This window comes from Legionella saoudiensis (assembly GCF_001465875.1).
Lineage (GTDB): Bacteria > Pseudomonadota > Gammaproteobacteria > Legionellales > Legionellaceae > Legionella > Legionella saoudiensis.
This window is the reverse complement of the sequence record NZ_LN901323.1, coordinates 362524-377718: the sequence shown is the minus strand read 5'-3', so window position 1 is coordinate 377718 and position 15195 is coordinate 362524. Positions and strand designations below refer to the sequence as shown.

Below are 15195 nucleotides of genomic sequence, written 5' to 3'. Positions count from 1 at the left end.
CAACTACCTGATTGAATGCTCGCGTGGCGTTCGCTCATGTTCTAGCGCCATCGCGGCTCTAATAAGACTATAAATTTTATTCGCATTATTTTGAGCAGCACCAATGAGGCTTGTACCCGCAGCATCCCCTGCTTTATAAACATTTTTTAAGTTATGCTGTTCAATCGCTGCGATTAAGGAACTCTTATCGCCCCCTTCAAATCCTAAAGCACAAATAATAAGATCAATATCTTGGATCACTCTTAATTGACTGCATTCTGCTGCTATCGGCTTTAGCTCTCGCGGTAACGCGTCAAAAAGAGATATTAAATGACTATCACTTTGTATTTGTTCTGCATATTTAAATTTAGATTCTTTAATTTGCAGATCTAATTTACCTGTTTGAGGATTTATTTGCACTTTTACAGGCTCAACCAAAAATAATTCCGTTCCATGAACAAATTCCACTTCGGTTTTTTTAAGCATGTTCTCATCACTCAGGGCTTGAGAAGGCATCGGGTAGCTATTGGGTATAGGCTGTTGAGGGGGAAAAGGACCTCTTACTAAAATATTTAATTCACCTAAGATATTTTCTTCTTGATTAAAATATCGTGCTAACCAGCGAATCACATCTTGCGCCGTATCTCCACCGCCAATCACCACGATCTTTTTATTGCGAGGGTCCATATGGCCTAGATGTTTTCTTATTAAGGCTTCTTTTTCATCCGGACTAGTCATAGGCCTATGAATTAACGTGGCAGCAATATGATTGGCCTCTTTGAGAAAATCAATTGCCTGTACTAATTTTGTATGGTGTCTTGGTGGTAGTTCAGAGATGACAGCAGGAGCTAGCTGTTTCGGTTGTCCTGCACCAATACAGACCGCAACAAATTGGTGTTCGTTATGACTGCTTGCAATAATTTCCTCAGTCCCCTTAATGCGAAAATCACCGGTGGTAGGATCATAAAAAACTTCGCTATTTAAATAGAGCTCCAACCCCATATTGCGTAAGTAGTTAAAATCTTCAGCCAAGTAGACTTTATCAAATTTATGCGCGGGAATACCATCAACCAATAAGCCGCCTGCTTTATTAGATTTTTCATACATGCGCACCTGCACCCCATCAAGCAAGGCTTTATATGCCATTTGCATCGCGGCAGGACCGGAACCGATAATAATCAACTCTCGGTTCTTTTTCCGCACGTGTGGGGGAATGCAAAATGGAGGGGTGAAATTTTCCATTAATTTATCATACTCGCTTTTTTCCGCGAGCCCCTCTGCAACACCACCCCCAAACACTAAAACAACTTCCTCTTTAGTCCAGATTTTTTTACCATCAAACCATCCTAAAGCACGGCCAAGTTGATAAAGGGCATACTCAATATCTTTAATATGTACCGCCTCACCCGTCAACTTCCCACCTCGTTTGCTGTTTGCAGGGCCAGGATTTGGAATTGTTTCGGTGCATGCGTTTTGGCATGGTGCGGGACAGGCGGCACCCGTATAAGAAATAAATGGCGATTCTTCTATTTGTACCGCAAAGGCTTGACGTAAATAATTCCATTGCGCCGTACTTAACGTTCCGCGCTCATTGACCGGGCCAATTCTTTTTAATAGCGTGTTAATGGTATTTATACCTTTACCACTAGGACACCCGCTCTCGATTTGCTCATTACCGGAACACGATTGAGCCCGGCAACCTGAGCATCCCTGAGCATTTTGCGTCAATTCAGCAACATAGCTCAGGATATCTTTTAAGGGTTTTAAAAGCTGATAATCCAAAGTCCCCCGAATATCACTTAAGCGTATTTCTACCGGATTTAATGTTTTAATCACGGGCTTATGTAATGATGATAAGGGAATAACGTATTCCACATTTGAAGTTAGAGGACATAGCTGTTGTAAAGACGCTCTTGCTTCAGATGAAAAGACCGTATCAATATTTTGCTGTAAAAGACCTTGAAGTTCATTAAGCTCGGCCTTAGTCGCCTGAGGAAGGCTTAAGATTTTTTCCATTAACCAGACCTGCATTCCTTGGGTTAAGGTGGTATTTCTTAAATAGTAGGTTTGAATTACATCTAATACCTGTCGCCAACTTTGGATTTTATCCATTTCAATGGGAATCAGTACCTTAAAATGGGCTAATTTAAACTGCGCAATTATCTGTTTTGCTAGAGCTGAATCGGTCTTTTCCCTATGTTCGTTAAGTAGCGCATAAATAACCTTTTTGTATGCGCTGCGTTCTTTGGCGGAAGTAACGCGTAGCGACGGGGATGGTTGTACGCTATTATGGGGATCATAAACAAAAATAACCCCTCCTGAGGCTCCTGTTCCCAAACCCTTGCCAACATTTCCTAAAATCATTCCCGTGCCAGATGTCATGTATTCAAAGGCAAAATCACCGACCCCCTCGACCACCACTTCCGCACCTTTCAGTAAAATAGCAAAACGATGTCCGGCTTGGCCATTAACATAAATTTTGCCACCACTAGCACCATAAAGCATGGCATTACCTGCAATGCTATTTTGACTCGCTTCATCCGCATTGATTTGCGCAGACCGACAAAGAATTAGCTCCCCCCCAGTCATGCTTTTACCGCAGCCATCTTGAACAGAACCAATATGTTTTAAATGGATGGCATTGAGAAACCCATAACTTTGCCCTGCATTGCCCATGGTATTTATGACTATTTTCTTCTGAGGTTTTTTTTGTAAATAGGAGGTAAATACCCCCATTATGCGCGCCCCAAAACTGCGGTTTTTAGTGGTGAGTACGATGGGCTCTGAAACAAAGTCTTCATTGGTTTGATTCAGCTTAGCGGCAATAAGGGTGATTAACTCATCCTCTTGCGGGCGAATTAATTTCTGCTGTAATAATGCGTTAAGTGACTCTTGCCTTTGTAATACTGGAGGTAACTGCGCTCGTGAAAGCAAGGGCGTAAAATCATAAGAGCCAACCGATTCAGGAGATATAAGCTGGAGCAAGTCGGTTCTATCGCGAAGCTCCCGCAAATTATGAAATCCCAATTCCAATAAACGCTGTTGAATAGCGGCGGCAAGGTTTACAAAATAACGTTCAGTATTTATTTGATCGCCTTTAAATAAATGCCCATCCGTAGCCACCCCAGGCTGGCAGCTTAGATTACAGGTACGTTGCATTTTGCAACCAAGCGTCAGCATGGCAGTAGTACCAAATTCAAAGAGATCCGCCCCCAAAATCGCCGCAATGAGAACGTCATCTGCCGTTTTAAAACCACCGCTAACGCGTAATTGCACCATTTCTCGCTGATAGGTTTGACGTAGCGCCCTATTTACTTCGGCAAGACCCAATTCCGCAGGAAACCCCGCATGTTTAATACTGGATTGTTGTGCTGCTCCCGTACCGCCAGAATTTGCAGCGATATTAATAATATCCGCTCCCGCTTTAACCACGCCGATGGCAATAGCACCTATGCCTTGTGAGGCGACTAACTTCACCGCCACTTTAAGATCTTTTTTCACTGATTTCAGGTCATAAATAAGTTGTTCTAAATCTTCAATGGAGTAAATGTCATGGTGTGGCGGTGGGCTGATAAAACTAAGGTGAGGAAGCCCGCCTCGTTGCGCGGCAAAACGAATTGAAACTTTAGTCCCTGGTAATTCGCCCCCTTCACCAGGTTTAGCACCTTGGGCAATTTTAATTTCTATTTCTTCAGCACTGAGTATTTGCTCGGCGCTAACGCCAAAACGTCCTGAAGCAAATTGTTTACTCCGGGTAGAAGTTAATAAGCACCGCAAATCTTGGGGTGCTTCCCCTCCCTCGCCTGAGGCTGATTTAGCTCCCACGGCATTCATACCCCGGGTTAAGGTTTCATGAGCACCCAATTTATGTGGCTTTTTAGGATCCGCAACCGTTAATGCCCCCTGGCTCATGCTGCCAGCATACAATAAGCTGCGAAGTTCTTGTTGGCTTTGTATTGGCTGGGCATTATCTAGGGGCTTGTTGCTCCCCTCTACTTTAATTTTAAAATAATCCCTTATTGAGGTCGGATTTTCCTGCTGGTAACGCGCAACCGCTTGAGTAAATTTTTTAAACGCCGCCGAGGGTCTAAATTGTTCTAAATAATCAGCAGGATAGAATCCCTCTTTATTTTTGCGGCGCGGATCTAAAAAGCCTGCGTTTACCGAAAAGGAAGACACATCCGAAATAAAATTAGGATATCCTTTTTGCTGTAGACTTAAATGCATTTGATACAAGCTGGCAGCTAAATTTTCTTCTTTCATCCATGCGGTGAATGCATTAACTACTTGCGGACCAAACCCATGCTTAACGCCATTTTTTTCCGGCATGTAATAACCAGAGCGTGGTAAAAGGATAAACTCATGCTCGGGGTTGTTGGCTTGTTGATGTCTGATTAAGGCAGCATAAGCAATCTGGGCGAGACTTATCCCTTTAAGCGGAGAATAAATATGGGCAAAAATAGCCGCCAAGCTTGGAGACACATCCAGCTCCTCTGCTGTTGGCGTCAAATCAAGACCTAAAGCGGCCACTAGCGACCCATTAATGTAATTATTAACATCAGTAATTCCCATTTTACCCATAGTTTTAAGTAAACATTTTTGCAGGGCCTCGCGATAGTTAGCACAATACACATAAGGATCCTCCGGAAAAAGCGCATGTATTTTGGCATAAGCACCGCGTGGGTAAACTGCTTTTGCGCCAAGAGCTAATAAGGTAGATGCTTGGTGTGGGCCGGTAATTTGGTAGGAGTCCATAGTAATTGAAATACTAAAATCTAAATGTTTTTTCTCAAGAAACTTTCTTACCGCCGCTACGGCAATCAAGTCGGGAATCACCGCATATTGTGGGCCTGCGTGGCGATCACTTAAAATTAAGTTCGTTATTTTGCCATTAAAAACTGCTTCTTCTACATGCTGCAATAATGATTGAATGGCGGTGCTTAAGAGCTCATTAGCCTGCTCCATGGTGAACGAAGTTTGGCCAAAATAAACTGCGAAACTCGTATCAATAATCTGTGAGTTAACTTGGGGGTGATTTTCAATATCAGTCAACTCGTCCACTTTCAATATAGGTGAAGAAAGCTCTATGAATTGCTGCGGCACACTATTGGCCCCCTTGCCACCCAGAAAGGTATTTAATGAAAAACGGGAGCGCTCTTTAATGGAGTCCAAGGGGGGTGCTGATACTTGGGCGAACAATTGATGAAAAAAATAGGAAATGTGAGGTGGTAAAGTATCGGTGTATAAGATATTAGTATCATCTCCCATTGCAGCCGTGCGTTCGCCACCCGTTTCGGCCATAATCCGCACCACCTGGTCTTCGCTTTCATAATCCCAGCCAGCGGCATATAAGATACGCTCAAGATCTGAACCGATAGGCGTTTTTAAGTAATGTTCAATGGAGGTAGTTAAATTCCTTTGAGCTAAGGGAAATACGATGTGTTGCACTTGTTGTTGAAAATAATCGGGGCTCTTTTGATGATAGCGTGTGGCAATAGATTGGAGGATTTCTTGCGTTTGCATTAAATGGCCTTGCGCGGTTAGTACTAACATGCCACCTGGCTCAAGATGTCCTTTTTGCAACAGAATGCCTGCTTCAGCATTAATAAAATCATCTGAGGCCGCATAAAGACGGCGACGTCCCCCTTGCCGGTCTTCCACTAAAGCCCAGCGCGAGGGCCGAAGCCCCATGCTATCTAGCTTTGCAATAAAATTCCCAGCGAAACCCGCAACGATAAAAGCTGGACCATTGTAGGAGGTGCGCTCCAAAGACCAGTATTTTAACATGGCATTAATTTCATCAGAAAACTCCCCTTGAGCAGGCGCAAGAAGGCGAATCACCGCTTCATCTAAAGGAATTTGCTTCATTATGATTTGATTCGCTAAATCAGCATCTAATTGCATCGAATCAGACAGGGCTTTGTTGGGATAAATCCCTGAGAACTGTTGCGCATTTAACTCATAAGTCATTTGTTTGGCGTTACTAAATGCAGAGTTTAGCTCACCATTATGAGAGGTAAAATTAGGACAAGGCTGAGCATTTGACCATTGGGGGCTCGTATTGGTAGCAAAACGTGCATGCACGTCACAAGCGTAGGCCGTAAAATCCGGCTCCTGTAAATCCAGATAGACGGCTCCCAATAATGGTGAAGGAATCATGCCTTTATAAACAATTTTTTCACTACTCAAGCTGACTATATCGAGTGGAATTTGCTCCTCTCGTGCATGAAAATAGATTAATTGATTTAGTCTAATGAGAATGAGCTCGTCCAATTCCAAGGGTACTGAGGTATCCGATACAAGAAGAATTTGCCAAATGGCGGGTTTTTTGATGCGAGCGCGCTCTGATAATACGTCTAAATTCATCGCCTTATCTAGATTACGCCAACCAATAATTTTAAGCTTTTGTTTTTTAACACAAAGCTCAATGAGCTCTCTTGCTTTATGGAGCTGCTGCGGCTCCTGAGACAAAAAAAACTGGCCAATGGCATAGTGTCGCTCTTTGAGATTGAAAGATACAGAGCTTGTTGCTCTTCCTGCAAAATCACCCTTTTTCACTAGCTTATTAAAAAATGAGGTGGGCAGTCCATAAAATCTAATTCCAGAGCCATCGCTTTCTTGCGTTGCGAGGTTATAACCAGAACGATAGCTAAAACTGCTTAATACATCTAGGCCCTCTTGAATTAAATCTCGACTCTTTATAAATGAACCATCTTTTAAAAAATGAACAATTAAGCTTACTCCGCATGCCGAGGAGTCCTTTTCCCATGACGGACTAATGAAATGCTCTGTTTTTTTCTTGGCCATAAATCTCTGCTCACTAAAAATAGTTCTTACAACTCAGCGAGAATAGTGTGATTTTTAATTTCCAACTTTAAATATATAGAGCAGCTTAATTAAGCATGTAATTTAAGTATAGAACTAATGACCACTCATGGTCAAAATATAGACAGCACCTGGTATAAAATCTAGCGAAAAGTGGAATTTGTTTTTCACATGTGGTTTCCTTCAGCTGAATTGCCACATATAATCCAATGGGTCCTGCACCTGCTATGATAATATTTTTCCATAAAATATTCCGGAAAACATGGCATGCAAGCACGACTATCTAATTAGTTGAAGATTTACCAATTAAATAGAGAGGGGTCGCCGAATTTTTGATACATAAAATTATAAAAAGAAGGGAGTCCCTTTTCCATTAATGGATGATGGGGATCATGTTCGCTTTGTGTTTTGCCGTTACCATAAAGCGCTTTTCTTCCTTGGAATATTAATTCGCAAATTTCCGCATCTTCCGCGGCTGTTTCCGCATAGGCATTTGTAAATATAGCTGGAAAATCAGGGTATTTTTTTACTATTTCCTGATCAAGATAGTATTCTACAATATTGATGCATTCATCAGCTGCGGTAGGCTCAAGTGAGCTAATTACCAAAGCAAATGGGTATTTTTCAATCATGATATTGGGGTAAAGGGCGAGCCACATAATGTCTTGAACTAAAACATTAGCTCCCCAATGCTCCTTGATTAGGCTTTGGTACAATTCATATTTTTTCGTTCCAAAGCGTGTAAAATCTGCTTTCAATCTGACAAACTGCGCCGAATGATTTTCCTCAATCATCCATTGTTGGTTTTCTACGTCCACTAATTTACTTAAGCCAGGATGAACCACTGGAATATGGTAATTGTCGAGGTAAACCTCCATAAAAATTTTCCAATTAAACGGATAGGTTTGCGTTACTACCTTAGAAAATTGGTAGTTGGAGCTATTAATCGTATCAACCACCTCTTGATGCAAATTAAATGGCGGGGCCTCGTCTCCCATAAACAGCAGTCCATGAAAGGCTGTTAGCTCGTGTCGGTCGAGATTAAGGCAGGGTTTCTCTGCAAATCGGGGTGCATTTAAAAGCACACCCTCTGTATTGTACGACCAGCGATGGACAGGACAGATTATTTTTTGCGTATTTCCTCGAGAGGAAAGCATTAATGCTTCATGATGACGACACACATTAGAAATTAACGAATAAGAATCTTCATTATGAAAAAGAATTTTACTGTGGTTTTCTCGCTCTAGAACATGAAAATCATTTATGTTGGGCACCATTAATTGATGTCCCACATAAATAGGCTCCTTTCCAGATAAATGATTAATTTCTCGTTGAGCTATATAATCATCAACGTACCATGCAATTGGAAGCGATATATTTTTGCTCATAAAATCAACCAAGTTTTTTAAGCTTAAGTATAGCTAATTATATCCCAAAAATTTTTCTATGCTTAAGCCGCTAACAGAGAGTTAAAAAATCTGTTATTTTTTGTGCTACAATATGCCTCTCATTATCTAATGTAATTGTATTTTGCTAGCTAGAACACCATCACGTATATTTACAATCCAGAAACGAGATTACCTTCTTCAGCGATGCAAACTAAATGATTAAGTAATAAAGAGGAATCGCTATTTATTAGAGGTATCGCTATTTGTTGAGCATTCATAAACCCATTACTTTCGCAGTCGTTTATAAAATCAAACAATTTTCCAAAATAATTATCAATATTCAAAAATCCTATCTTTTTATTAAGCTCACCGATTTTGATAGCATTCCAGGTTTCAATCGCCTCTTCCAAAGTACCTAAGCCTCCAGGCATAGCAATAAATGCATCAGCTAACTGTTGCAACATTTTTTTCCGCGCCTGCATTGAATCAACTACATGCAATTGATCTAGCCCCTCCAGATATTTTTCTTTCTCTAAAAGATGGCGAGTAATAACCCCGATTGCTTTACCACCTAACTCTTTCACCGTGGTGGCCAAAAGCCCCATCATCCCTAAACTTGAACCACCATAAATCAAGGTAAGATCGCGATTAACAAGCTCATGGGCAAGTTTTACCGCCGCCTGCGCGAATGACTTATTATTCCCTGCATTTGCACCAAGATAAACACAAACTGCCTTCATACCAACCTCATCTTGCCAATTCTGCCTCATAATAAAGCAATTTACCTAGGTATTCTAATAAAAATCCTAGTCTTGCTGTAGCGGAAATCGAAACTATAAAGTTGTTATCTCCTCCACAACAAGAACAAAATTGGGTAAAAATTTTATCGCTTTAATGAACATAAAGCTCCTTTAAATCATTATCAAAGCGGCTATTCCCATTATTACAAAGGGAAGGCGAGCTAGCTTCACCTAATAGAATGAACATATTTTGTTGTTTTTCATCTAACCAGCCAACGTTAACCTTTATGTTGCGCTCCTCATCGACTAAGGCATAAGGAAAAGAGGAGTTCGCTTTAAATAACTCCTGATAAGCCCGTTTGTAATTGAAGGAAGAATTTGGCGGTGGAGATTTGGGATCATATTTAAATTTCGCATAAAATGTGGGGCAAGTCCCATCTTGAGAATAACTTACTTTATACAATGATATGTCATACCTCTTTAAAACTGTTAAAACAGGATGGTTCCATTGTTCATAGCGCTCTATCAAAATATTTTCAGATGCATAGGTTGTGCCAAGAAGAAAAAGCATCAAGAAAAAAAACAAATATTTATTATTTTTCATGTCCATATGGTGTACTCGCTAATTTAATTTTTCCATGTACCCTGATTAGGCGACTAATAGTCGCCTAATCAGGGCTATGTCTCGTGCTATTTCTTTTTATACAAGTCTTTAATTAATAACCTTATATTTTCTCTAGCCGCACCCTCATTCGCCATTTTTAAACGCGTCACCCCAATAAGTGAATCACTCATTTTGGCCACATAAGAACTTTTAATCGTTTTATCAAAAATAGGCTTCTGCTCTTTTGCTGCGAACAACTTATAATTCACAATTAGGGTTGATTTAAAGTCCAAGCCTATTACCGGTCTTTCAAATCGTACAATTGTTGCTTTTAAAGAATATTTTCCTGGCTTCATGCCCTGATGCAATTGCGCATTTTGGAGAGATTTTTCTAATGCCGCTTTAAAATTCTCATTGCTAATTTCTGATGCAAGCAACGGGTTAACCGTATGACCGCCTTTTACCTCACTAACCGTTATCCCATGAAGAAAATTTTTGTTCACCGGTTTATGTGTAGGAATGGCTATAAGTCATTGAATCAGTGGTGGCATTAATTCCGCAGCTAGATAAGGTAAAACAACAGGCTAATATGGCTAAAGCCGAAAGAATGTTTTTTTTCATAGTAATACTCCTTAAAATAATATTTGATAACGAGGACGAAAGCCTGGACTATTCTTCATCGATGAGGACGAAACTTATCAGAAAGAAATTTATTTAATGAATGCTTGTTGATTAGTATTTTCACGGCGAAGAACATCCTATTTTCCATTTAAAATTCCATATACATCAGTAGTTGGATATGCTTAGTTAAACTTTTGAAAGATAAAAATAAACGCTGCATATTCTTATATACATTTTGGTTAAAAGCAAGAGGGGTGTCTTTTGCTTTTCCAAGCGACATTTATCTGCAATGGCAACTATTACCATTAGATGAACACACTAAGTCCAGGACGAAGTAATTGTTCCACCCCCCTCAGTTGCTCTAAACAATGTTGCACTTCTTCGGTAATTACCTCCGATGTTGCCGCAGAAGTTAAATGGAGTAAATCACCAACAGTTAAATACTGAGGGCTATGAACCTCAGTAATAGTACAATACATTACCGTTTCAGCAGTCTTAGGATGGCTCACCATAAGTTGATAAATGTGAACTGCCGCGGAATTTTCTTCTGTTTCCATCTTTAGCTTGGCAAACTCAGGTAAATCAGTAACACCTAAAAAGGAATCCTTTTTGGTTAATTGAAATTTATCCTCTTTAATGGTCTGGCCAATGGAGCCACCCTTATAAATTTTATTATGAGTTTGTTGTAGCCAATCAGGAACTGATGCAGCAAAATGCACTATCGCACAGGTCCGCATAACCCCATTTGAATTTAAGTTAGTGATACGTAAACCGTCATCTTGAAATAAAACCTCCACATCATAATGACCAAATAATAACTGAATCCGCTGGCTATTAAGTAAACCCTGCATTTTTTGGAGGATATCAAGCTCTCTTAAAGGTATTTTTTGATTAACTTTATTATTTTTGAGTTTAAAAAAAACATCAGAAGGTACTGTTTGAAGCTTGGAATACATTTATGAGTAATCATCTAAATAAAAAAGATGCATTTTAAATTTAGATGATTTTTATGTAAACATTTTGGCATATTCAGTATTTTTAACGCCTTTAAAAAGTCAACGTCCGCGAGCACCTAACGCCTAAAAGTTCGCTTTTAACATCAATACATTGCTCACTATTGCCCCCAGAAGCAAAGCATTCAGACCAGGCATTGTCACTTGGATTGCCTTCTTGTTCTGTTGAGCTCCAATGATCTCCAGCCAAACACTGTGGGCCGGTGCAGTTATCGATGAGTATTGGTAGATTATCAACCATGTTTTGTAACGCCGGAGAGGGGCAAATTAGGCTGCCTGTATCCGGGCCCATATCGCAAATAGAGGGTAAATACCAATCGGTGTATCCATTAATTTCTTGCTTACAACGCCCTGCTGCATAACTAGATAAAGAAGGAATGGAACTGGCAAAATTACTATAATAAATATAAATGTTATTGGTATTGCATGCGCCATCTGCTTTGCCATTGCAATTTGATTGCCCAGGATATAATGTCGCCGGCGGGCTAGAGCTTGCGTTAGGGCTTGCAGCATTCGTTGTGGATGCCTCATCAATTCCCCAAATGCTTATTCCATTATCATAATTACCTGCGCTATCTGCGCTCCAAAGAATACCGGAGCTTGGCGAAACCTGGTCGCTAAGCGCAGTAACTTTCCCCCCCACGCTTCTTGAGCTTAGGGTTGTATCATCAATCGAATACACATATCCGCCTTGATAAATACAACCATAACTTAGTACTACGATTTTAATTTGATTTTCATTTGTATTGCTACCTTTTATCGTGATGATGGCATTGGTCGGCATCGTACCTATAGTGCAAGCTGAGCTTGCCGTATTGCCGGGGCTAACCGTTATGCTACATGAGTCCGCAGGTCCTAGTGTTCCACTACAGGTTGAAGCAGAAATGGTTGTTCCCGCAGGAAGTCCAGATGATGTAACCGACACATTGGTGGCTGTAAGTGCTCCATTATTAGTTACTATTATTTTTCTGGGCTGCCCGCTTAATGCCTCGTTGGTATAAACACAGCCTGTTGCCCCTAATGGGCACTTAACGGAAAGAGCTAATGAACTATTGTTTGATATCAATGTTGTTTGATTTACCCTATTAATCAGCGTGATTTTTACAGGCGATGTATTGCTAACGCTGAACAAACAATATCCATTATTATTGGGTGTACATCCGCTTAAAGTATAACCTGGGGTATTAACCTTTATACCTGCTGTCGGATATATATGATGAGGGATTGTCGTACTAATATTTAAGTTTACAGCAGAGACCTCATATTTTTGACACGATAGTGGCCCTTTACCATTCAGGCATAGGGTAATATTTACTTGTGCGGCTGCACCTGCCGCAGAAACGTTAAAAAATAGCCCACTGCCCGCCGCTGATGTTTGCTTTACGGTGAATACCAATAGAGCAAAGAATAAAATTAAGGTACGACTTAAAGCATTTCGTTGGTTTAATCCTAAAAATAGCATGTGATATCCTTATCATTTGAAATCAAGAATAGATGAGTGCACAGGGCCCGGTATTTTTTATTGCTATGGGCTTAATGAGATTGCCAGCCCCAAGTGCAGGTTTAATCTTGTATGCATTGGCAAAGATGTTGTTTCACCTTTCCGTGCTTAACCAATCATTACCTTTTCTGTATCAACAAGCAATTATTTTCATAACACCTAATAAAAAGTTGCCCATTAGGTAACTAAAGTGAGATTAAAATTAAGTGGGGAATTGAGCAAAAATAAGATAAGACTGGAAAGCCTTATCTTATTTTTAAATAGCTTCTATAAAGATTTTACTTTTCTACGGTATAAAAGCCAGTGATTAAAGTAGAAAACTCAGGTGCGGAAAAATCGGGCCAATGATCTTTATCAAAACCAGGGGCATTTTTTAATTGCTGTTTGTCCACATTTAGAATAAAGCGATCATCCTCGTTATCATATAAAAATAACTGCCAAGGAACCGCAAAATATTTATTTCCGAATCCTAAGAGACCACCAAAATCTAATACTAAATAATTGACCTTTCCAGATTGTTTATCGATAACTACTTCTGCAATTTCACCTAAATTTTCATGTGCTGGATTCATTACTTTGGCTCCAGTAATTTCACCAGATTTGACGATTCCTCTATTTTCCATGATCACTCTCCTTATTCCAGAAACTAAAGGCGCTACTCTCTTAATCATAGTAATCCATTATGGAGAAATCAAAAAAAAGTATCATTTTTGACCACAGATGTACGGTGCTTAATTGTTTTATTTAATATTTTAAGCGCTTAATTTTTAATCTATTTTGTTTTCTTAGCCGTATAATATTTATTCCTCTAATTTTATTTATACATAAGGCCATTCTTTAAAAGAATGAAGCCCTTATCACATCGCATTAGCATCCCTATGCGCATATTAAAAAATAGAGAATCCATACCCCATGAAGAAATAAAACTTTATGGTTTCTTATTGCACAAATTAGCTATGGTTTTGTGTGCTTTTTATGTAAAATGGCACCAATGAATCTATTTTATAACCAACAGAGGAAGATATTGTGCCCGAGAGTACGTCGAAGAAAAATGCAGAATCAATAAGCGATCATAATGCAAGTTTGCTCGAGAAATATCGAGTTAGTTTTAACTCTATTGAGCAGATTAATTATGTTAGCCATGCATTTTCCGATCGGATTACTCTAAAAGGTTCTACTCATACCATAGAAGAATGGCTTACCATCAAAGATCCTTCGAAACGAGCAGGTTTTCAAGCCTCAGCTGCACGTTACATACCCGAAGCGTTATATTTTCTCGAGAGATTACTTCCATATGTAATAAAAATGCGCCAAATTCTTCCCTTTTTAGAAGAAGAAGACCGGATATGGGATGTTTTAAATAGAGATGTTTCAACCATCGATGTAGAACAACTAGAGCAAATATTAACAGAGCGCGAAAAAAAATTTGCGCAAACTAAAGATTCCTTAAATCAATCGGAAATAAAAAAGCAGCAAGCCGAACTAAGATCCATCAAAGACCTTATTCGAATTAAAAATGAGCCTACCGAAGCAAAAAAACACTTAGTAAAAGAAATTCATCAACTTCAATTAGAAACAGCGCAACTCTTAAAACAAGCTTACCAACACCTTCTGGAACTATGGAATGGCTCCTTGCGAGATAACTGTCTACTACCACTTAATCGCTCTGAGACGGCTATTTCTGATATCAAGAACAGTAATATAGAGCAGCTTATTAATGAAATTGAAAACCTCTTACATTCGGAGATTAGGCTTAAAAAACCGGTATTCGGCCGCGAAACTGATAAAAATAGCTTTTTTAATGATACCCATAAAAGGACCAATACGCTGTCTCAGCCAATAGCTAAAGACGATGAAATCGAAATTAAAGATCCCGTGGAATTATTTTTAATGTTGCAAAAAAAACAAATTTGCTTACTTGATGGGTTTAATAAAGTTTTAAGCGCCGTAATTTATAATGCCGTAGGAACAGAAGGAATTAGACAATGTGAGCGTTACGAAGCTGATTATGAGAAAGGCGCAAAGAAATGGCAAGACAGCAAAAAATTGCCTGACCCTACGCAAGCGAATGACAATAATTTAACCATGATCGCTAAATGGATCTACAAAAATATTATGAGTATGCACAGCGCCTTACCTAGCCAGGAAACGCTCCAAAGGAAAACCAGCCTTTTTGGGTTTTTAACTAAAAAACCAACTCGAAGCGAGCCAAGTACGCCAAGGGTAAATAAATCCGCAGCATATTCACAAAAAGAATTAGAAGAAATCAATAAACTTGAGCAGCAGATTGCCCCTATAGCGAAAAAACTAATGGAGAGCCAACTTCCCTTAACTCCAGAAGAACGACAAAACTTTTTAGATTTGCAAGCGAAGTTTGATACCTTAGTAAAGCTAAGACCTGAGTATAAAACCTTACAGAACGATATTAGAAACTTATTAGCTCCGCCCGAAACGAAAACTAAAGTAGTGAGTACTGAGGCAAACCAAGATATTAATCTGGTACTTTAGTTTGCTGTAATAATGT

At 39.6% G+C, this 15195-nt stretch carries 9 protein-coding genes; 1 reads left to right on the top strand and 8 read right to left on the bottom strand.

Annotation, left to right across the window (positions count from 1 at the left end; genetic code table 11):
• Nucleotides 1-3 precede the first annotated feature (3 nt).
• From BN3124_RS07965 to BN3124_RS07925, 8 genes are all read right to left on the bottom strand, one after another.
• Entirely contained in the window at nucleotides 4-6786 is a 6783-nt protein-coding gene (locus BN3124_RS07965) for a glutamate synthase-related protein (protein WP_058534269.1), read from the bottom strand.
• Between the two features lie 317 nt (nucleotides 6787-7103).
• Nucleotides 7104-8192: an aromatic ring-hydroxylating oxygenase subunit alpha gene (locus BN3124_RS07960; protein ID WP_058534268.1), complete on the bottom strand. Its 1089-nt coding sequence runs from the start codon at nucleotides 8190-8192 to the stop codon at nucleotides 7104-7106.
• A 170-nt stretch (nucleotides 8193-8362) separates the two neighbouring features.
• The gene (locus BN3124_RS07955; protein WP_078061527.1) at nucleotides 8363-8932 is read right to left on the bottom strand and encodes an LOG family protein; all 570 of its coding nucleotides are present in this window, start codon (nucleotides 8930-8932) and stop codon (nucleotides 8363-8365) included.
• A gap of 151 nt (nucleotides 8933-9083) precedes the next feature.
• A complete protein-coding gene (locus tag BN3124_RS07950; RefSeq protein WP_196398912.1) occupies nucleotides 9084-9536 on the bottom strand; it encodes a hypothetical protein in 453 nt (150 codons plus the stop codon).
• 86 nt (nucleotides 9537-9622) lie between these two features.
• Nucleotides 9623-10039 (bottom strand): hypothetical protein, encoded by a 417-nt coding sequence (locus BN3124_RS07945; RefSeq protein ID WP_058534265.1) that lies wholly within the window; start codon nucleotides 10037-10039, stop codon nucleotides 9623-9625.
• Nucleotides 10040-10462: 423 nt separating this feature from the next.
• Nucleotides 10463-11113 (bottom strand): hypothetical protein, encoded by a 651-nt coding sequence (locus BN3124_RS07940; protein WP_058534264.1) that lies wholly within the window; start codon nucleotides 11111-11113, stop codon nucleotides 10463-10465.
• 91 nt (nucleotides 11114-11204) lie between these two features.
• A complete protein-coding gene (locus BN3124_RS07935; protein ID WP_058534263.1) occupies nucleotides 11205-12632 on the bottom strand; it encodes a DUF1566 domain-containing protein in 1428 nt (475 codons plus the stop codon).
• A gap of 317 nt (nucleotides 12633-12949) precedes the next feature.
• On the bottom strand, nucleotides 12950-13294 hold the full coding sequence (locus BN3124_RS07925) for a PRC-barrel domain-containing protein (RefSeq protein ID WP_058534261.1): 345 nt from the start codon (nucleotides 13292-13294) through the stop codon (nucleotides 12950-12952).
• 403 nt (nucleotides 13295-13697) lie between these two features.
• On the opposite strand from BN3124_RS07925, the gene BN3124_RS07920 reads away from it, so the two are divergent.
• On the top strand, nucleotides 13698-15179 hold the full coding sequence (locus BN3124_RS07920; RefSeq protein WP_058534260.1) for a hypothetical protein: 1482 nt from the start codon (nucleotides 13698-13700) through the stop codon (nucleotides 15177-15179).
• Nucleotides 15180-15195 lie beyond the last annotated feature (16 nt).